This is a genomic window from Ideonella sp., from assembly GCF_041287625.1.
Classification (GTDB): Bacteria; Pseudomonadota; Gammaproteobacteria; order Burkholderiales; family Burkholderiaceae_C; genus Ideonella.
In genome coordinates this window covers 308,015-325,053 of sequence record NZ_JBGGNH010000015.1, presented here as the reverse complement: position 1 = coordinate 325,053, position 17,039 = coordinate 308,015, and the positions used below count along the sequence as shown (strand labels likewise).

20 protein-coding genes and 1 pseudogene are annotated in these 17,039 nt (G+C 67.9%); 16 read left to right on the top strand and 5 right to left on the bottom strand.

The window, feature by feature from the left end; translation table 11 throughout:
- The 4 genes and pseudogenes from ACAH41_RS05790 to ACAH41_RS05775 all read left to right on the top strand — a co-directional run.
- Positions 1-465 (top strand): annotated as a pseudogene (locus tag ACAH41_RS05790) (TetR/AcrR family transcriptional regulator); the annotation flags it as partial.
- Between the two features lie 62 nt (positions 466-527).
- Positions 528-1,031, top strand: a complete 504-nt coding sequence (locus tag ACAH41_RS05785) for a helix-turn-helix transcriptional regulator (protein WP_325653742.1) — start codon at positions 528-530, stop codon at positions 1,029-1,031.
- Positions 1,028-1,399 (top strand): SRPBCC domain-containing protein, encoded by a 372-nt coding sequence (locus ACAH41_RS05780; RefSeq protein ID WP_325653744.1) that lies wholly within the window; start codon positions 1,028-1,030, stop codon positions 1,397-1,399. The genes ACAH41_RS05785 and ACAH41_RS05780 overlap by 4 nt, the downstream gene beginning before the upstream one ends.
- A 1-nt stretch (position 1,400) precedes the next feature.
- Positions 1,401-1,541, top strand: a complete 141-nt coding sequence (locus tag ACAH41_RS05775) for a hypothetical protein (RefSeq protein WP_325653603.1) — start codon at positions 1,401-1,403, stop codon at positions 1,539-1,541.
- A 17-nt stretch (positions 1,542-1,558) separates the two neighbouring features.
- Here the strand turns inward: ACAH41_RS05775 and ACAH41_RS05770 are convergent, their stop codons facing one another.
- Positions 1,559-2,137 (bottom strand): DUF308 domain-containing protein, encoded by a 579-nt coding sequence (locus tag ACAH41_RS05770; RefSeq protein ID WP_325653606.1) that lies wholly within the window; start codon positions 2,135-2,137, stop codon positions 1,559-1,561.
- 27 nt (positions 2,138-2,164) lie between these two features.
- Positions 2,165-2,746 (bottom strand): TetR/AcrR family transcriptional regulator, encoded by a 582-nt coding sequence (locus ACAH41_RS05765; RefSeq protein WP_325653608.1) that lies wholly within the window; start codon positions 2,744-2,746, stop codon positions 2,165-2,167.
- A gap of 199 nt (positions 2,747-2,945) precedes the next feature.
- On the opposite strand from ACAH41_RS05765, the gene ACAH41_RS05760 reads away from it, so the two are divergent.
- The 3 genes from ACAH41_RS05760 (at position 2,946) to ACAH41_RS05750 (ending at position 3,878) form a co-directional block, all read left to right on the top strand.
- Positions 2,946-3,140, top strand: a complete 195-nt coding sequence (locus ACAH41_RS05760; RefSeq protein ID WP_325653610.1) for a type II toxin-antitoxin system VapB family antitoxin — start codon at positions 2,946-2,948, stop codon at positions 3,138-3,140.
- Positions 3,137-3,538 carry a PIN domain nuclease gene (locus ACAH41_RS05755; protein ID WP_325653612.1) on the top strand — a complete coding sequence of 134 codons (402 nt, stop codon included), beginning with the start codon at positions 3,137-3,139 and terminating at the stop codon, positions 3,536-3,538. The genes ACAH41_RS05760 and ACAH41_RS05755 overlap by 4 nt, the downstream gene beginning before the upstream one ends.
- A gap of 127 nt (positions 3,539-3,665) precedes the next feature.
- Positions 3,666-3,878, top strand: a complete 213-nt coding sequence (locus ACAH41_RS05750; protein ID WP_325653614.1) for a hypothetical protein — start codon at positions 3,666-3,668, stop codon at positions 3,876-3,878.
- Positions 3,879-4,058: 180 nt separating this feature from the next.
- On the opposite strand, the gene ACAH41_RS05745 is transcribed toward ACAH41_RS05750, so the two are convergent.
- From ACAH41_RS05745 to ACAH41_RS05735, 3 genes are read right to left on the bottom strand one after another with little or no spacing between them, the layout of a single operon-like run.
- A complete protein-coding gene (locus ACAH41_RS05745; protein WP_325653615.1) occupies positions 4,059-4,595 on the bottom strand; it encodes a GrpB family protein in 537 nt (178 codons plus the stop codon).
- Between the two features lie 51 nt (positions 4,596-4,646).
- Positions 4,647-6,041, bottom strand: coding sequence for an ATP-binding protein (locus ACAH41_RS05740; RefSeq protein ID WP_325653617.1), 1,395 nt, complete (start codon positions 6,039-6,041; stop codon positions 4,647-4,649).
- A gap of 4 nt (positions 6,042-6,045) precedes the next feature.
- Complete coding sequence (locus ACAH41_RS05735) at positions 6,046-6,738, bottom strand: response regulator transcription factor (RefSeq protein ID WP_325653618.1); 693 nt, start codon at positions 6,736-6,738, stop codon at positions 6,046-6,048.
- Positions 6,739-7,002: 264 nt separating this feature from the next.
- Here ACAH41_RS05735 and ACAH41_RS05730 point away from each other — a divergent pair, with 264 nt between their 5' ends.
- From ACAH41_RS05730 to ACAH41_RS05690, 9 genes are all read left to right on the top strand, one after another.
- A complete protein-coding gene (locus tag ACAH41_RS05730; protein ID WP_325653620.1) occupies positions 7,003-8,424 on the top strand; it encodes an efflux transporter outer membrane subunit in 1,422 nt (473 codons plus the stop codon).
- Positions 8,425-8,433: 9 nt separating this feature from the next.
- On the top strand, positions 8,434-9,594 hold the full coding sequence (locus tag ACAH41_RS05725) for an efflux RND transporter periplasmic adaptor subunit (protein WP_325653622.1): 1,161 nt from the start codon (positions 8,434-8,436) through the stop codon (positions 9,592-9,594).
- The gene (locus tag ACAH41_RS05720) at positions 9,591-12,716 is read left to right on the top strand and encodes an efflux RND transporter permease subunit (RefSeq protein WP_325653623.1); all 3,126 of its coding nucleotides are present in this window, start codon (positions 9,591-9,593) and stop codon (positions 12,714-12,716) included. The genes ACAH41_RS05725 and ACAH41_RS05720 overlap by 4 nt, the downstream gene beginning before the upstream one ends.
- Positions 12,713-13,480: a MipA/OmpV family protein gene (locus ACAH41_RS05715; protein ID WP_325653624.1), complete on the top strand. Its 768-nt coding sequence runs from the start codon at positions 12,713-12,715 to the stop codon at positions 13,478-13,480. Before ACAH41_RS05720 ends, ACAH41_RS05715 begins: the two co-directional genes overlap by 4 nt.
- 367 nt (positions 13,481-13,847) lie before the next feature.
- Complete coding sequence (locus ACAH41_RS05710) at positions 13,848-14,006, top strand: hypothetical protein (RefSeq protein ID WP_325653626.1); 159 nt, start codon at positions 13,848-13,850, stop codon at positions 14,004-14,006.
- 14 nt (positions 14,007-14,020) lie between these two features.
- Positions 14,021-14,938, top strand: a complete 918-nt coding sequence (locus tag ACAH41_RS05705; RefSeq protein WP_325653628.1) for a proline iminopeptidase-family hydrolase — start codon at positions 14,021-14,023, stop codon at positions 14,936-14,938.
- Between the two features lie 226 nt (positions 14,939-15,164).
- Positions 15,165-15,518: a hypothetical protein gene (locus tag ACAH41_RS05700; protein ID WP_325653630.1), complete on the top strand. Its 354-nt coding sequence runs from the start codon at positions 15,165-15,167 to the stop codon at positions 15,516-15,518.
- Positions 15,519-15,937: 419 nt separating this feature from the next.
- On the top strand, positions 15,938-16,378 hold the full coding sequence (locus tag ACAH41_RS05695) for a DsrE family protein (protein ID WP_325653631.1): 441 nt from the start codon (positions 15,938-15,940) through the stop codon (positions 16,376-16,378).
- Between the two features lie 26 nt (positions 16,379-16,404).
- The gene (locus ACAH41_RS05690) at positions 16,405-17,031 is read left to right on the top strand and encodes a LysE family translocator (protein ID WP_325653633.1); all 627 of its coding nucleotides are present in this window, start codon (positions 16,405-16,407) and stop codon (positions 17,029-17,031) included.
- The last annotated feature ends 8 nt before the right edge of the window (positions 17,032-17,039 follow it).

Here is a 17,039-nt window from a genome sequence, read left to right as displayed (position 1 = left end):
GTCAGCATCGGCTCGGTCTACCAATACTTCCCGAACAAGGCGGCCATCCTGTTTCGCCTGCAGAGCGACGAATGGCGGCAGACCACCGAGATGCTGGGCCGCATCCTGGAAGACACGCGAGAGCCGCCGCTGGACCGGCTGCGCGCGCTGGTGCATGCCTTCATCCGCTCGGAGTGCGACGAGGCCGAGGTGCGCACCGCACTGGCCGCCGCAGCGCCGCTGTACCGCGACGCACCGGAGGCGCACGAGGCCCGTGCTTCCGGCGACCGCACGGTGCAGCGCTTCATGGCCGAGGCGCTGCCAAGCGCTTCGAAGGCCACGCGCACGCTGGCGGCCGAGCTCATCACCACCACGCTGGGCGCAGTCGGCAAGGAGTTCTCCGAGTCGCCGCGCACGCCCAGGCAGATCAAGGCCTATGCCAACGCCATGGCCGACATGTTCTGCGCCTACCTGGGCAACCTGTGAACGGCTGATCTGGCGAAGACCATGACTTGACAAGGCCGAACTCCTGGTCAAAACTAAACCAAATGGTTAACAGTGAAGCCGCGCAACTCGACCTGGTCTTCGCCGCGTTGTCAGACGCGACGCGGCGCAGCGTGCTGATGCAGCTGGAGCGCCTCGCGCAGCAAGGCGAGGTCAGCTGCAGCGTCAGCGAGCTGGCGCAGCCGCATGGCATGTCGCTGCCGGGTTTCATGAAGCACCTGGCCGTGCTCGAAGCCGCCGGCTTGATCGCGCGCGCCAAGGCCGGGCGCGTGGTGCGCTGCGAACTGGATGCCGCGCCCATGCAGGCGGCAGCGCTTTGGATCTCCCGCTACGAGCGCTTCTGGACCGAACGGTTCGACGCGCTCGATCGTTTTCTCCACCAACAGGAAGAGCCGACACCATGCCCAACGCCCAACCCGAAGGTCCCCAAGCCACGCAAGCCGGTTCCGCCGTCCTCGGCGAAGCCCCAGGCCAGGTCAGCCTCACCCGCTGCTACCGCGTCCCGCCCGAGAAAGTCTGGCGCGCCTGGACCGACCCGCAAGCGCTGAGCCAGTGGTTTGGCCATCCCGGTGAAGCACGTGCTCCCACCGTGGCCGAGATCGACCTCAGCGTGGGCGGGTGCTACCGCATCGCGTTTGAAGGCGCCAACGGCGAGACGAACCAGGTCTCGGGCGTCTACCAGGAGGTCGAGCCGCACAGCCGGCTGGTCTTCACCTGGGCCTGGCAAAGCACGCCCGAACGTGTCTCTCGCGTCAGCGTCGAGCTGGCCGCGGTGGATGGCGGCGCAGGCACTGAAATGCGTTTCGTGCACGACCGCTTCTTCGACGCCCAGGCAGCCGTCAACCACGAGCGTGGCTGGCAGCCGGCCTTCGAGGCGCTGGGCGCATTCCTGCAGCGCAACCCTCAGGAGGCATGACATGCCCAGCGCGATCTATCAGGGCAGCTGCCACTGTGGCCGCGTGAAGTTCGAAGCCGAAGCTGCGATCAACGTGTGCTGCATCGAAGGCATCGACCTCGCGGCGCTGCCGGTCACCCACCACGACGGCCGCGCGATGTGAGCTTGCGAGCGCCTCCGTCAGGCGCCGGCGGCCTGGCGCGCCCGGGTCCGCGAGGACTTGACGGCGAGCCAAGTCGCCGAGATAAGGAAGTAGACGGCACCCACGCCCGCGTAGCCCGCGAGGGTCACGATGGGCGGTGCCGAAAGCGCAAACGACTGCTGGATGAAAAACGCGCCGGCCAGCGCCGATTGCGCGCCGCTGAGTACCGAGGCCCACTGGCCGCTGTGCGTCTTCCAGCGGCGAACCGCGGTGGCGAGCTGCAGCACGCCTGCGCCAATGGCCCAGGCGCCGAAGATCGCCAGCACCCAGCTCTGGCTGTGCTGCACGGCCACGATGACCAGCACAGTCGTCAAGGCGCTCACGGCGACATTGATCGCCTGCGTCGGGTTGCGCCTCAGGCCGCCGCTGCGGATGGCGTCCAGGTAGTTCGCCGCCGCATCCCAGGCGGGGTACAGGCACAGCAGCACGGCGGCGATCATCGCGTCGTGACGCCCCAGCGCAATCGCCGCGGCGACCCAGGCCAACGAAAACGCGGCGCGCGTGAAGCTGTAGCGGGTCAGCCATTGGTTGGCGGCCGTGGTGGCGATGTTTTGCATGTTGATTTCTCTCGTTGAGGGGCGGCCTCACGCCGAAGGCGCAAGCCGCTGGAGGTGGGCGCTCATGACGATGCCGAAGCGCGTGGAATCGCCTGCCGCACGGGCGGAAAGCAGGGCACCGTGCACCGCGGCCATCAGCACTTCGGCCTCGGTCTGGGCCGGGTGGGCCAGCACGACCTTGCCGGCTGCCGCAGCGTCCTGCAGCACCGCTTCGAACCAGGCCGCCAAGGCCCGGAAGTGGCCGCGGATCTCATCGGCCACTTCCGGCGGCAGCGACGGCAATTCCGCCGCCAGCAGGGCCGCGAGGCAGAACGGGTCGGTGTCGGTCGCGACGCAGCGCTCCCAGTACCCGATGTAGGCCTTCAGCTGCGCGAGTGGATCCGGCTCATGCGTGCGGATGCCGTCGAGCCCGCCGGCCACCGCGCGGCGGTAATTGACCACCAGCGTCCGCACCAGGTCGACCTTGGTCGGGAAGTGGTGGTGGATGCTGGCCTTGCGGATGCCGACATCGGCGGCGATGTCGGCAAAACTGAAACCGTGAAAGCCGCGCTGGAGGATCAGCAGGTGCGCGGAACGCAGGATCTTGTCGCTGGTGGAAGTGTCAACCATGGGTGAAGACTACCTACTAGTTGGTAGTCTGTCAATCGATTGCGCTGGATGATTGCCCCCATGGTCTCCGGAAGGCCTCGTCTTTGATCGGATCTACGTCGGCGTCAACGGGCTGATCGCTCCCGGTGCGAGGCTTCCTTCTGACTGGGGTGTGTATATTTCGTCATACAATGTGTAGACATTGCTGCAGAGACCCTTTATGCGCACGAACATCGTGATTGACGACAAGCTGATGGCAGATACGCTGAAGGCCACGGGCATCAAGACCAAGCGCGAGGCCGTGGAGCAAGGCCTTCGAACTCTTCTGCGCTTGAAGCAGCAAACCGAACTGCGCAAGCTGCGCGGCAAGTACGAGTGGGAAGGCGACCTTGACGCCATGAGGCGCGACAAGTGATCCTGGTCGACTCCAGTGTCTGGATCGACTTCTTCCGCAACCAGCCGACGGTGCAGGCGGAATGGCTGGACAGGAATCTCGGCGTGGAGGGCTTGCTCGTGGGGGACCTGATCCTTGCGGAAGTGCTGCGCGGCTTCAAGGATGACCGCGGCTTCAACGAAGCAAGGCGCTTGCTCGGCAGGCTCCAGCAGGTGTCATTGGGCGGTGAGGAACTCGCAGTGGAAGCTGCGAGAAACTTCCGGAAGCTGCGCAGCCGCGGCGTGACGATTCGCGGCACCGTCGACGTGATCATTGCAACCCGATGTCTGAACGACGGCTTCCGCCTGCTGCACAGCGACCGCGACTTCGACGCCTTCGAGGCCCATCTCGGGCTGCAGGTGGTGGATTGCGCGGACTGACACGCTGCGATCCCGCGTCACATTTCGCCGTGCCTGGGCGTTGCTGGCGAGTTGACTCGAGACGCCACCCAGCGCGGGCACAGTGCAGCGATCATGAAGGACGCAAATTGCCGAAGGCAAGATCATCATGGAAATGGATCGCGACACAGCAGCGGCGCTGTATGACGTGTACGAGCGGGCCTTGACGGCGCAGCTTCGGCCGGAGCCAGTGCTCGGCGTTGCGGATACCGTGTTAGACGCGGAGGAGATGCAAGCCATGGCGAACGTGTCAGAGGCCCAAGTTGCCCGGATTGGGCAGGCCGTCGTCGGTGCCGCCGCAGCAAGAGCAAACGAAGGATGACATTCGGGGCGTCCGTTCCAGTTAACTCCACGCGGAGGAACGATGCGGTTCTCTCCGTCGCAATGCGCCATTCTGTGTTGGCTCAGCGATGCGATGCGCCCGCCGTGCGATTCAATCGCTCCTGTGGCAATCGTCAGCCCCAGCCCGAAGCGTTCGAGCATGCAGGTGTGGGCTTCTCCATCACGCGTTGCGTAAGGCGGCGCGAATGAACTCGGCCTTGGCTTCGGTGTAGGCCTCCCTGTCGATGGCGTGTCTTGCTGCCAACCGAAACTTCAGCTCTGCATACCGTGCGGCCAGTTCGCTGCTGGCACGAAGCGCATCGCGAAAGGCGAGGTGGTCGCGCCAGACATCACCGCCGTGGACCACCACATGAAGGTGATGTGTGCGATGCCCTTGCGACCAACGCATGAACCACTGCCGGTCAGCGAGGCTGTCGTTGAACTCGGCTGACGTGCCATAGCCCGCGGCACAGATGCGAACAGCCAGGGACTTTGCAAGCGCCATGGACGCAACACCTGCGAGAACGTCAATGATGGGCTTCGCGGGCATGCCGGGAATGGCAGTGCTTCCGACGTGCGCAATCTCCGAAAACACGCCGGGCAGCAGAGACGCGAGGCGATTCATCTCGGCCAGAAATTTCTCCGGCCAAGATGGCTCGTAAGGCTGCAATCTCACTTCCTCGTGGATGGCGGCAAGCAAAGACTCATCCTCGGTCATGGCATGCGTTTGGATCGATCTGCCGTGGTGTTGGGCATTGTGAGACATGGGTCAAAGCCCATCACTGGCCCCCAGCCGCATCACCACCGCCAACCCGCCACCTTCCGGCGCATGCGCCTCAATGCGCCCGCCATGCGACTCGATCGCCCGCTTGGCAATCGTCAACCCCAAACCAAAGCCTTCGACGCCCGCTTCGCCCAGCCGCTCGAAGGGTTCGAACATGCGGGTGCGCGCTTCTTCGGGGACGCCGGGTCCGCGGTCCCGCACGGTGATGAGCAGGGCGGTGTCGCTGGCTTCGGCGGTGACTTGTACGCTGGTGGCTTCGCGGGTGAACTTGACGGCGTTGCGGACGACGTTTTCGAAGGCGCGGCAGATCAGCTCGGCGTTGACTTCGGCGACGAAGCTGCCTTGGGCGCTGAATTGCAGGTCGCGGTGGGCGGCGCGGGCTTCGAAGCGGGCGTCGTTGCAGACTTCGGCCATCAGCGCGACCACGTCGATGGACTGGCGCGGCGGTTGCGCTTGCGTGCTCTCCATGCGGGCCAGCGTCAGCACCTCGCCGACCAGCGCGTCCAGCCGCATGCATTCGCGCTCCACGCGCTCGTGCATGGCCGGCATGCGCTCGGGCTGCTGACGGGCCAGGCCGATGGCGGCCTGCATGCGCGCCAGTGGCGAGCGCAGCTCGTGCGACACGTCGTGCAGCAGCCGCTGCTGCGCGCCGACCAGCAGCTGCAGCTGCTGCGCCATGCGGTTGAAGTCCGCGCCGAGCTGGTCCATTTCGTCGTCGTTCGCAGGACCGCGGCGGCGGCGATGGCGACGGCCTTGCGGCATTGGCACCCGCGTGTCGAGCTGGCCGTCCGCCAGGCGGCGGAAGGCGGCCTGCAGCGTGTGGATGCGGTGCGACACATGCCAGGCGGCGAACGTGGCGAACAGCGTGCTGATCAGCAGCGTGACCAGCACCGGAATCCACACCGGCGGTGGCGTGCGGTCCAGCGATTTGCCGGCCGAACGCAGCATGGCGGCCGGCATGAAGACGGTGATGGTCTGGCCGGCCCCGGTGGGCGTGTGCTGGATCAGGCCCAAGCCTTCGCTGCCGAGTTTCATGTCGGTCTGTTCGGGCGAGGCCAGCACCTTGGCCACCAGCTGCGGGTCCAGCGTGCGGCCGAGCAGGTCGTGGCCTTGCGCGTCCAGCAGATAGGGGGGCGACTTGTCGGCACGCTTGAAAAGTTCGGCCACGCGCGTGAGCGCATGCAGGTCATTGGCGGCCAGCAGCCCGTTGGTGACGCTGAGCACCACCTCGGCCCGCCGCGCCTCGGAGGCCGACACAGGGATCAGGTCGAACCAGCGCGCCAGCCACACACCCGCAGCCACCGAGCCTGCCACCGTCACCAGCGCGATCCAGAAGCCCAGGAAGAACTTCCAGAACAAGCGCCCCATTGCAACCCGCATCGCTTCAGTCTCGTGTGAGTTGATAGCCCATGCCGCGCACCGTCTTGATCGGGTCCGCCCCGGCCTGGCAGGTGGCCAGCTTCTGGCGAATGGCGCTGATGTGCACGTCGATGCTGCGGTCGAATCGCGCCAGCGGGCGGCCCAGCGCGCGCTCCGAAAGCTCGGCCTTGGTGACCAGCCTGCCGGCCTGGCGCATCAGCTCGGCCAGCAGGTTGAACTCGGCGCCGGTCAGGTTCAGCGCCTGGCCGGCCCATTCGGCGCTGCGCCGCTCGGGCCACAGCACGCCCTGGCCCACGCGCAGCGCAGATGGTCCGCCGGCCTCTTCGGCGACAGGGTGCAGCCGCCGCAGGATGGCGCGCAGCCGCGCGGCCAGTTCGCGCGGCGAGCAAGGCTTGGGCACGTAGTCGTCAGCGCCCAGTTCCAGGCCCAGCACGCGGTCGATGTCGTCGCCGCGTGCCGTGAGCATCAGCACCGGGATGCGGCTTTGCGCGCGCAGCCGGCGCAGCACCTCGATGCCGGTCAGCCGCGGCATCATCACGTCCAGCACCACGATGTCGTGCTGCTGGCTCAGCGCCGCGGCCACCGCGCTCTCGCCGTCATGCGCCAGCGTTGTCCGAAAGCCGTCCTGCCGCAGGTAGTCGGCCAGCAGGCTGACCAGCTCCACATCGTCATCTACAAGCAAGACGCTGGGGGTCACGAGACGATCCAGAAAGGGCGCAGAGCAGGGCGGAACATGGCGGGCTCAGAGACTCTCAGCCTCTTAGGTTGGCAAGGGCTCGCATCTTCGCGCCGGGCCGGCTTGGTCGAGCGCTTCCTTACGTTTCTTTAGACTTCCCGGACGGAGCTTGTCGGAGCCGCGCTGCAGCATGGCGACATCGTCATCATGCCTCGCCCGATGTCCCCGGCCACAGCTTCTCCCCCTGCTTCTGCGACCCTCCGCCCCCGCTGGTTGGCGCGCAGCGTGACGGGCTTCACACCCTTGCTGCTCGCCGCCTGCGCTGCGGTGGGGCCGGACTACCTGGCGCCGTCGCCGGACGACCTTTCCGTGCCGGCCGACTGGCAGGCCGCGTTGCCGCACGGCGGCAGCACCGCGGCGCTGGAAGGCTGGTGGGCGCGCCTGGGCGACCCGCTGCTGGTCGAGTTGCAGGCCCAGGCACTGGGCCACAGCCCGTCAATGCAGAAGGCCGCCGCGCAGATCAGCGCCGCGCGCGCCGCGCTGGCCAATGCCGAAGCGGCCGAGCTGCCCGGCCTGACGCTGGCCGGCAGCGGCTCGCGCGCCAAGGCCATGGGCGCGACCGGCGCCACCAGCATCACCAACAGTGCCAGCGTGGCGCTGGACGCCAGCTGGGAGCTGGACCTGTTCGGCCGCGTGCGGCGCAACGTCGAGTCCGGCCAGGCCACGGCGCAGGCGCGGCTGGCGGACTGGAACGACACCCGCGTTTCGCTGGCGGCAGAAGTCGCCACGGACTACATCAACTACCGCGCCTGCGAAGCTGCGCTGAAGCTGGCCCGGGCGGACGCCGCGTCGCGCGAAGCCACCGCCCGCATCACCGAAGGCAGCTTCCGCGCCGGGGCGAATGCCGCTTCTGACGTGGCGCTGGCCGGCGCCAGTGCCGCCAGCGGCCGGGCCGGCGTGCTGTCGCAACAGGCCGAATGCCAGATCGACGTGAAAGGCCTGGTGCCGCTGGTCGACCTGCCCGAGGCGAAGCTGCGGCAGCTGCTGGACCAGGGTGCTGCGCAGCCCTTGCAGCCGGCGGTCTTCGAGGTGCAACGGCTGCCGCTGGCGCTGCTGAGTCAGCGGCCGGACCTGGTCTCGAAAGAGCGTGCGCTGGCCGCGGCGAGTGCCAGCGTGGGCGTGGCCGAGGCGGGGCGCTACCCGAGGTTGTCGCTGGCCGGCGCCATTGGCCGCAGCGGGGCCGACCTGGGCGGCGCCTCGCTGCTCGGCACGCCCTGGTCCTTCGGCCCCAGCCTGTCGCTGCCGGTGTTCGACGGCGGCGCCTCGCGGGCCAACGTGCGCTCGGCCGAGGCGAGCTACGAGATGGCATTGGCGACCTACCGGGATGCCGTGGGCACCGCGGTCAAGGAAGTCGAGCAAGGCCTCGTGCGGCTGGGCAGCGCCGAAGCCCGCGAGGCCGACCTGCGGCGCAGTGCCGAAGGCTATCGCCGCGTGGCCACCGCAACCGAAACCGCCTGGCGCGCCGGCAGCGAAAGCCTGCTGACGCTGGAACAGACCCGGCGCGACGCGATCTCGGCCGAGCAGGCGCTGCTCGCCGTGCAGCGCGACCGCCTGCTTTACGGCGTGGCGCTCTACAAGGCCGTGGGCGGCGGCTGGGACACCAGCCCGCCCGAGCTGCAAGCCGCCACGGCAACCCTCCCCCGTTGATCGATTCCCATGCAGTTCACAAGACGACACCTCTCGATCACCGGCGCCACGCTGGCGCTGGCCCTGGTTGCCACAGCGATCACGCTGTGGCCCTATGCCACCCAGGCCGAAGCCGCCAACGCGCCCGGCGCCGCGGTGCCGGTGCTGGCGGTGGACGCGGTGCAGGCCCAGGCCCGTGACTGGCCTGTGGAGTTGAACGCCTCGGGTGGCATCTTCGCTTGGCAGGGCGCCAGCGTGGCCAGCGAGGTGAGTGGGCCCCGCATCGAAGCCTTGCTGGTCGACGTGGGCAGCGTGGTGCGCAAGGGCCAGCTGCTGGCCCGGCTCGCCAGCGACAGCCTGGGCGCCCAGCTGCGTGCGCAGCAGGCCAGCGTGGCCGAGGCGCGCGCCAAGCTGGCCCAGGCCGAAGCCGAGGCCGAGCGCGCGCGCCAGCTGAAGGACAACGGCACGCTGTCCGAGCAAAAGGTGCTGGACTACCAGGTCAGCGCGCAAACCGCCAAGGCCGCGCTGGACGTGGCGCTGGCTACGCTGGACAGCCAGCGCATCCAGTTCGAAGACACCCGCATCGTTGCGCCGGACGATGGTGTGATCAGCACGCGCAGCGCCTCGCTGGGCCAGGTCGTCAGCACCGGTACCGAGCTGTTCCAGCTGGTGCGTCAGCAGCGCCTGGAGTGGCGCGCCGAGCTGAGCGGGCGCCAGCTGGCGCCGCTGCGCGCGGGCCAGCGCGCGGTGCTGCACCTTCCCAATGGTCAGCCGGTGGAGGCCAGGCTGCGACTGGTGGCGCCAACGCTGGACGCCAGCTCGCGCATCGGCCTGGCCTATTTCGACCTGCCGGCCGACGCGATGAAGACCGGCGCCGCGGCCGGCCTCTACGTGCCCGGCGAGATCCACACCGGCGCCGCGCGGGCCAACGTGCTGCCGTCTTCGGCCATCACGCTGCGCGATGGCAACAGCTACCTCTTCGAGATTGGCGCCGAGGCCCGCGTGCAGCAGCGCCAGGTGCAGACCGGCCAACGCCTGGGCGACCTGGTGCAGGTGCTGGACGCGCTGCCGGCCGGGGCACGCTTTGTCAATGGCGGCGGCGGCTTCCTGAAGGACGGCGACGTGGTGGCGGTGCGCACGGCCGCTGCCGCCCGCGCCGAAGCCGCCGCCCCGGCCGGGAGCGCACCATGAACTTCTCCGCCTGGTCCATCCGCAATCCCGTCCCCGCGCTGCTGCTGTTCCTGGTGTTGTGCGTGGCCGGCATGCTGGGCCTGCGCCAGCTTCCGATCCAGAACTTCCCGGACTTCGACACGCCCACCATCTCGGTCACCGCCACACTGGAAGGTGCCGCGCCCAGCCAGCTGGAAACCGAGGTCGCGCGCAAGCTGGAAGACAAGCTGGCCACGCTGGGTCACGTGGAGCACATCAGCACCACGGTCACCGATGGCGCGGTGAGCATCACCATCAACTTCGAGGCCGACACCGACCCCGAAGAAGACCTGAGCGCGGTGCGCAATGCGGTGGACAGCGCGCGTGCCGACCTGCCCAGCGAGGTCGCGCCGCCGGTCATCGCCAAGGTCGTGCGCGCGGGTGACCCGCTGATCACCTACACCGTGCGGGCCCCACACCTCAGCGAGGCCGACCTGTCCTGGTTCGTCGACAACGACATCGGCAAGGCGCTGCGCGGCGTCAAGGGCGTGGGCGCGTTCACGCGGCTGGGGGGCGTGGAGCGCGAGGTGCATGTGCAGCTGGATCCGGCTGCGCTGGCCGGCATGGGCCTGAGCCCGGCTGACGTTTCGGCGCAGATCGCCGCGGTGCAGACCGATGCCTCTGGCGGCCGCGGCGAGATCGGCCGCAGCAACCAGAGCATGCGCACCATCGGTCGGCTCGAAACGCCGGACCAGCTCGGCGCGCTGGCCATTCCGGTCACCTCGGCCGGCGGCCACAAGTCCTCGGTCCGGTTGGACCAGATCGCCCGCGTGAGCGACACGACAGAGACCCGCTTCGCCTACGCCGCGCTGAACGGCACGCCGGCCGTGGGTTTTCGCATCGAGCGGCTGCGCGGCGCCAGCGAAGTCTCGGTGCGGCGCGACGTGCGCGCCGCCGTGCAGGCCTTTGCCGCCGCGCACCCGCAGGTCAAGCTGACGGAGGCCTACAACTCGGTGCAGCCCACGCAGGACAACTACGACGCGTCCATGCACCTGCTGTTCGAGGGCGCGCTGCTGGCCATCATCGTGGTGTGGGCCTTCCTGCGCGACTGGCGTGCCACGCTCGTCTCGGCCGTGGCGCTGCCGCTGTCCATCATCCCGACCTTCGCGGTGATGAGCCTGTTGGGCTATTCGTTGAACCTGATCACGCTGCTGGCGCTGTCGCTGGTGGTGGGCGTGCTGGTGGACGACGCCATCGTCGAGGTCGAGAACATCGTGCGCCACCTGCGCATGGGCAAGAGCCCCATGCAGGCCGCGCTGGAGGCGGCCGACGAGATCGGCCTGGCCGTCATCGCCACCACCTTCACGCTGGTCGCGGTCTTCCTGCCCACGGCCTTCATGGCCGGCGTGCCGGGCAAGTTCTTCAAACCCTTTGGCATCACCGCCTCGGTGGCAGTGCTGATCTCGCTGCTGGTCGCGCGCCTGCTCACGCCGATGATGGCGGCGTACATCCTGAGGCCGCATGTTGACCGTCACGCGGCCGGCGAGGACGGTCGAGTGATGCGCAGCTACTTGAAGGCCGCGCACTGGTGCCAGCAGCACCGCAAGACCACGGTCGCGCTGGCGCTGGCCTTCTTCGTCTCCACGCTGGGCCTGATCGCGCTGTTGCCCACGTCTTTCGTGCCCGCGGCCGACCGCAGCCTGACCACCATCGCGCTGACGCTGGAACCCGGCACGCGGCTGGAAACCACGCGCGACATCGCCGAGCGGGCCACCTGGCTGGCGCGCCAGCTGCCCGAGGTGCGGCAGGTGTTCACGGTGATCGGCGATGCCGAGAGCGACGCCAGCAGCAGCGAGGTCAACAAGGCCACGCTCGTGCTGAGCCTGCTGCCGCGCGACGAGCGCAGTCGGAAACAACCCGAGATCGAGCAGCAGCTGCGCACGCTGCTCAAGGGCTTGCCGGGCACGCGGGTCTCGGTCCTGGGCATGGGCAACGGCCAGACGCTGGACATCACGCTGGCCAGCGACGATGCCGCGGCGCTCACCAAGACCACGCAGGCCGTGCTGAAGGAGCTGCGCGGCATCCCGGGCATCGGCAATGTGTCCGACAGCTCGGCGCTGCAGCGGCCCGAGGTGCAGGTGCATCCGGACCCGGTGCGCATGGCCGAGCAGGGCGTCACCACCGAGGCCATCGGCAAGGTGATGCGCGTGGCCACGCATGGCGACTACGCGGCGCAGACGGCAAAGTTCAACCTCGCGCAGCGGCAGATCGCCATCCGCGTGCAGGTGGGCGAGGGCACGCGCGACAGCCTGGAAGCACTGGGCCAGCTGCGCGTGGCCGGGCGCAATGGCGCAGTGCCGCTGTCTTCGGTGGCAGAGCTGACCATGGGCGGCGGGCTGGCGCAGATCGGCCGGCTGGACCGCATGCGCAATGTCACGCTGAGCATCGAGCTGGGCAAGTACGCCACCGGCGACCTGAACAAGCGCGTGCAGGCCCTGCCTTCGATGCGCGCGTTGCCGGCCAGCGTGCAGCAGCTGCAGACGGGCGACGCCCAGCGCATGGGCGAGCTGTTCACCAGCTTCGGCATCGCGATGGCGATTGGCGTGTTGCGCATCTACTGCGTGCTGGTGCTGCTGTTCCATGACTTCATGCAGCCGGCCACCATCCTGGCTGCCCTGCCGCTGTCCACCGGCGGCGCCTTCCTGGCGCTGTGGATCACCCGCAGCGGCTTCTCGCTGCCTTCGGTGATCGGCCTGTTGATGCTGATGGGCATCGTCACCAAGAACTCCATCCTGCTGGTGGAGTACGCGGTGGTGGCCTACCGCCAGCAGGGCATGAGCCGGCTGGATGCCCTGATGGACGCCTGCCACAAGCGTGCCCAGCCCATCCTGATGACCACCATCGCGATGGCTGTCGGCATGCTGCCGGTGGCGCTGGGCATTGGCAACGACAACAGCTTCCGCGGCCCGATGGCCATCGTCGTCATTGGCGGCCTGATCACCTCCACCGTGCTCAGCCTGCTGGTGGTCCCGGTCGTCTTCACCTATGTGGACGACTTCCTGCTGTGGCTCAAGCGCCAGGCAGTCCGGCTGCACCTCATCAGCGCGGACGCACCCTCCTCCGTCACCGTTGCTTCTTCCCACCCTGCTACCGTCACCTCATGAAACCTTTGATCTGTCTCGCCGCCGTCCTTGGCCTTGCCACGCCGCTGCACGCCGCTTTCGCCCAAGGCATGCCCGAAAACCGCGACCCGAACGCCACGCAATGGGGCCTGGGCCTGGGCGTGGGCGTCGAAAACCGTGCCTACGAAGGCGCGGACCGCAAGGTCCGCGCGCTGCCCATCCTGTTCTTCGAGAACCGCTACGTGCGCTTTGCCGGCCTGGGCCTGGACCTGAAGCTGCCCGAGGTCGGCCCCGTCTCGTTTGCGCTCAGTACCCGCTACCAGGGCGACGGCTACGAAAGCGGCGACGCCCCCATCCTCGCAGGCATGGCAGACCGCAAGGGTGGCGTGTTGCTGGGCGGCTCGATGCGCTGGCATGCACCGGAGTTCGACCTGCAGGCCGAGCTGCTGCGGGATGTGTCCGGCCACAGCGAAGGCCTGCAGGCCAAGCTGATGCTGACCAGGGAATTCCGCGCCGGCCGCTTCATGTTCACGCCCGGCGTCGGCGCCACCTGGCTGGACAAGAAGCAGGTCGACTACTACTACGGCGTGACCGCCGAAGAAGCCTTGGCCAACCGCCCGCAATACGATGGCAAAGGCACCGTCAACCTGGACCTGAACCTGCGCACCAGCTACCTGCTGGCCCCGCACCAGATCCTGACGCTGGACCTGGGCGGCACCCACCTGGGCAGCGGCATCACCGACAGCCCGCTGGTCGGCCGCGACAACATTGCGCGCGCGAGATTTGGATACCTCTATCGGTTTTGAGCGACGCGCGGCAGGCTCTCCTTCCCGTTCGAGCTGAGCCCACTTTCCGTTCGGGTGAGCCCATCTCACCCGTTCGGGTGAGCTCACCTCCCCGTTCGGGTGACCTCACTTCCCCGTTCGGGCTGAGCCTGTCGAAGCCGTCTTGCCATGCCCCACAACAGCTCAGCGCGAGCAGCGCGAGCACCCTTCGACAAGCTCAGGCCGAACGGTGCGGGTTCACGCGCTTTGGCGCAGGCGCGCAATCCAAAGCTTGCCCCCCATCTTCCCCGGCGCATGCCCGGCCGATGCGCGCTGGCCGGCCGGTGCCCGGCCACCACGTCGCGCGCCGCCGTGCTGACGATGTCGCCACACGCTGCCCGCCCCCGAGGTGCAGCTGGAAGCGACGGCCGCCGGCCGCTTCGCCGACCCGGTCGAAACAGGCGACGGCCTGGTGATCCGCACCAACGCCAAGCCCGACAGTCGTGGCCATAATGGTCTGCAGCAAAGCCGCCGGCGTCCAATCATCCTCAGGCGCATCAGCGCTTGAATCGGAGCAAGACCATGCCTGACCTGCCCACCATCGACCCTTCCCTGCGTGCGCGCGAGGGGACGATTGATTTCCGCGGATACCGGGTCTGGTACGCCTGCGTAGGTGAAGGCGACGAGCTTCCAGGCAGGCTGCCGCTGCTGTGCCTGCATGGCGGCCCGGGCGTTGGCCACGACTATCTCGAAACCCTGGGGGTGATGGCCAAGCGCGGGCGCCGCGTGATCTTCTACGACCAACTCGGCTGTGGGAATTCGGATCAGCCGGACGATCCTTCCCTGTGGAACGTGCAGCTGTTTGTCGAGGAGGTCGACGCCGTGCGGCAGGCCCTCGGTCTGGACCGATTGCATTTGCTCGGCCAATCCTGGGGCGGGATGCTCGCGATGGAATACGCCTTGACGCAGCCGGTCGGCGTGGCATCGCTCACGGTTGCCTCGTCACCGGCGAGCATGATCCAGTGGGTCGCCGAGGCAAACCGCTTGCGGGAAGACTTGCCCGGCGAGGTGCAGGCGATCTTGCAGCGCCATGAGGCCGCCGGGACCACCGACTCAGCGGAATACCAGTCGGCAATGATGGCGTTCTATCGCCGCCACGTCATCCGCGTGGACCCGATGCCAGAGGCTGTCGCCCGCACCTTCGCCAAGCTGGAGCGCAATCCGCAGGTCTATCACACGATGAACGGTCCGAGCGAGTTCCATGTGGTTGGCAAGCTGAAGAACTGGGACATCGTGTCCCGGCTGCCGGAGATCAATGCGCCGACGCTGGTGACCTCCGGTCGACACGACGAGGCCACCCCGTTGATTGCCGAGACGGTGCACCGGGGCATTCGCGGTTCGGAGTGGGTGATTTTCGAGAACAGTTCACACATGGCCCACGTCGAGGAAGCCGACCGCTACATGACGGTTCTCGACGAGTTCCTTGTTCGCCACGAATGAAACCGCCCGCCGCAAGGCGGTGGTCGGCACTTCCACGGCTCACGCTCACCGTCACCCGATCATTCGGCGATCCCATCTCCTGAGCGCGACCGTCGCTTCTGTCTCAGGTGTCGGCCCAAGAGCACGGCAACCAGATAAGAGAGGCCCATCAGCGCGTCGCAGCAATGCGGTTGGCCCGGGGGGCGGGCAGTTGCATGCGGCTGCCGTTGGGCAAGATCGCGGGGTCATGACTCAAACCAGCGACACAGTGAATCAAGCCTTTTTGAGGATCTACGCGGACTGCCAGGATGGCGATGAAGCCAGGAGGTTGGCCCAGGCCCTGGAGTTGGTGCTCTCCTTCTATGACCCCGTTGCGACAGCGGCGCCAGCGCGCTACTGGAAAATCCCCGAACTGTTCGGCTTCACGTATCGCCTTTCGTCATCTGTGCGCGACATCTGGGCGGATCTGCTTTCCGACCCCGACGATTGGCGGCAGGCTGTGGATGAGCACGAGCGATCGGCGGTCTGGAACCGTCTCGGCGACCGCAGATTCCTGATCGCAGAGGCACGGTGGGCGGAGTTGCAGACCCAAGCGCAGTAGGCCGTTTGGCGTCGACAAAGGGCCGAAAAGCCGGCATTGGCTTTCGGTCCTCAGCCAGTAGCCCACGCCATGGGCCGGCCCCGCGCATTCGTCAAGCCGCTCGCCATGCAGTAGATGCTGACCAGCCTCCGTACTACGCGAACAGCCTTTCGCTGAACACGGCGTGCGCAGCGCGGCCATGTCGGGGCCGTGCACGGTGAGGTCCCATTGCGGCTGCTCGCTCAGCAGGAAGGCCAGCGGCTGCGCGGAGTTCGGGGTGCTGCGCACACATCCCGCCGCCGGGTCAGCGCGGAGGTGACGGCGTTGGTGCCGTGCCTAGGCTCGGCGTACGGCGGAATTTGGGGAAGTTTTGGGGCCGGTTGAGGACGGCTCCGGGGTCGGCGGCCGACAGTGCAGGCACCAACCAAGGACGCCTGAACATGCAAGTCGCCACCTCACCCGTCGTCACGACGCCGGTCCCGCCCATGTACCGCGTGCTCGAACGCCGCCACTGCACGGTGATCCTTGTCACCGGTGCCGATGACGGCGGCATGCGCGCCACGCTGGCTTTCACGGCCGCATTCACCGCGGCCTCGATGGAGCAGCCCACGCTCGTCTTCCTGGCCGGCGACGGCGCGCACTGGGGCTATGAAGGCCGCGCGGACGGCGTGCGCATGAGCGGCTTTCCCGCACTCGCTGACTTGATCGAATCGTTCGTCGAGGCGGGTGGGCAGATCGGCCTGTGCCCGCCTTGCGATGGTGCGCGCAGCCTGCCGGCCGGGGGCTCGGCCCAGCCGCTCGCCCGGCTGCCCGGGGTTCGCCTGCAGGGCATGCCCTCGGTGCTCGCGCACTCTGCCGACGGCAGTGCGCTGACGTTCTGACGTCACCACCGCAAGAGGCGCTTCTCATGATCGAAGTCAATTGGCTGCTCTTCGTCGCCACATCGCTGGTGCTCATCGTCACGCCGGGGCAGGACATGATCCTCGTCATGTCGCGTTCCATCACCCAGGGCGCGGCGGCGGGCCTGGCCACGGCCACGGGGGTGTGTTCAGCGCTCATCGTCCACACCGTCGTTGCTGCACTGGGGCTTGGTGCGCTGGTCCGTGCCTCGGAGCCGCTGTACCTTGCGCTCCAGTTCGCCGGCGCGGCCTACCTGGCCTACTTGGGCCTGCAGTTGCTGCGCGCGCCCCAAGCGCCGCTCGCCATGGCCGGTGCGACGCCGAAGAGGCTGGCGCAGATGTTCTTTGACGGCGCGCTGTCCAACCTGTGCAACCCGAAGATCATCGTCTTCTACCTCGCGTTCCTGCCGCAGTTCGTGGCGCCGGGTGCCAGCCACGCCGGGTTGTCGCTGTTCGTGCTCGGGCTCGTGTTCGCCGTGCTCGCGTGGCTGGTCAAGGCACCGCTGGGGTGGGGTGCCGCGTCGCTCACCCAGTGGCTGCGTGCGCACCCGCAGTCGCTGGTGTGGCTGTTTCGCGTGAGCGGGCTTGTGCTGCTGGGTCTGGCGCTGCAGATGGTCGTGCAGCGGCCGCTGTGACGGGTGGC

What these genes read in the sequence shown, in the direction of transcription:
- ACAH41_RS05725 (WP_325653622.1), top strand. Translation starts at nt 8,434, where the DNA reads ATGCAGTTCACAAGACGACACCTCTCGATCACCGGCGCCACGCTGGCG.
- ACAH41_RS05720 (WP_325653623.1), top strand. Translation starts at nt 9,591, where the DNA reads ATGAACTTCTCCGCCTGGTCCATCCGCAATCCCGTCCCCGCGCTGCTG.
- ACAH41_RS05750 (WP_325653614.1), top strand. Translation starts at nt 3,666, where the DNA reads ATGGAAATGGATCGCGACACAGCAGCGGCGCTGTATGACGTGTACGAG.
- ACAH41_RS05740 (WP_325653617.1), bottom strand. Translation starts at nt 6,041, where the DNA reads ATGCGGGTTGCAATGGGGCGCTTGTTCTGGAAGTTCTTCCTGGGCTTC.
- ACAH41_RS05705 (WP_325653628.1), top strand. Translation starts at nt 14,021, where the DNA reads ATGCCTGACCTGCCCACCATCGACCCTTCCCTGCGTGCGCGCGAGGGG.
- ACAH41_RS05715 (WP_325653624.1), top strand. Translation starts at nt 12,713, where the DNA reads ATGAAACCTTTGATCTGTCTCGCCGCCGTCCTTGGCCTTGCCACGCCG.
- ACAH41_RS05745 (WP_325653615.1), bottom strand. Translation starts at nt 4,595, where the DNA reads ATGACCGAGGATGAGTCTTTGCTTGCCGCCATCCACGAGGAAGTGAGA.
- ACAH41_RS05775 (WP_325653603.1), top strand. Translation starts at nt 1,401, where the DNA reads ATGCCCAGCGCGATCTATCAGGGCAGCTGCCACTGTGGCCGCGTGAAG.
- ACAH41_RS05770 (WP_325653606.1), bottom strand. Translation starts at nt 2,137, where the DNA reads ATGCAAAACATCGCCACCACGGCCGCCAACCAATGGCTGACCCGCTAC.
- ACAH41_RS05700 (WP_325653630.1), top strand. Translation starts at nt 15,165, where the DNA reads ATGACTCAAACCAGCGACACAGTGAATCAAGCCTTTTTGAGGATCTAC.
- ACAH41_RS05760 (WP_325653610.1), top strand. Translation starts at nt 2,946, where the DNA reads ATGCGCACGAACATCGTGATTGACGACAAGCTGATGGCAGATACGCTG.
- ACAH41_RS05695 (WP_325653631.1), top strand. Translation starts at nt 15,938, where the DNA reads ATGCAAGTCGCCACCTCACCCGTCGTCACGACGCCGGTCCCGCCCATG.
- ACAH41_RS05785 (WP_325653742.1), top strand. Translation starts at nt 528, where the DNA reads ATGGTTAACAGTGAAGCCGCGCAACTCGACCTGGTCTTCGCCGCGTTG.
- ACAH41_RS05765 (WP_325653608.1), bottom strand. Translation starts at nt 2,746, where the DNA reads ATGGTTGACACTTCCACCAGCGACAAGATCCTGCGTTCCGCGCACCTG.
- ACAH41_RS05690 (WP_325653633.1), top strand. Translation starts at nt 16,405, where the DNA reads ATGATCGAAGTCAATTGGCTGCTCTTCGTCGCCACATCGCTGGTGCTC.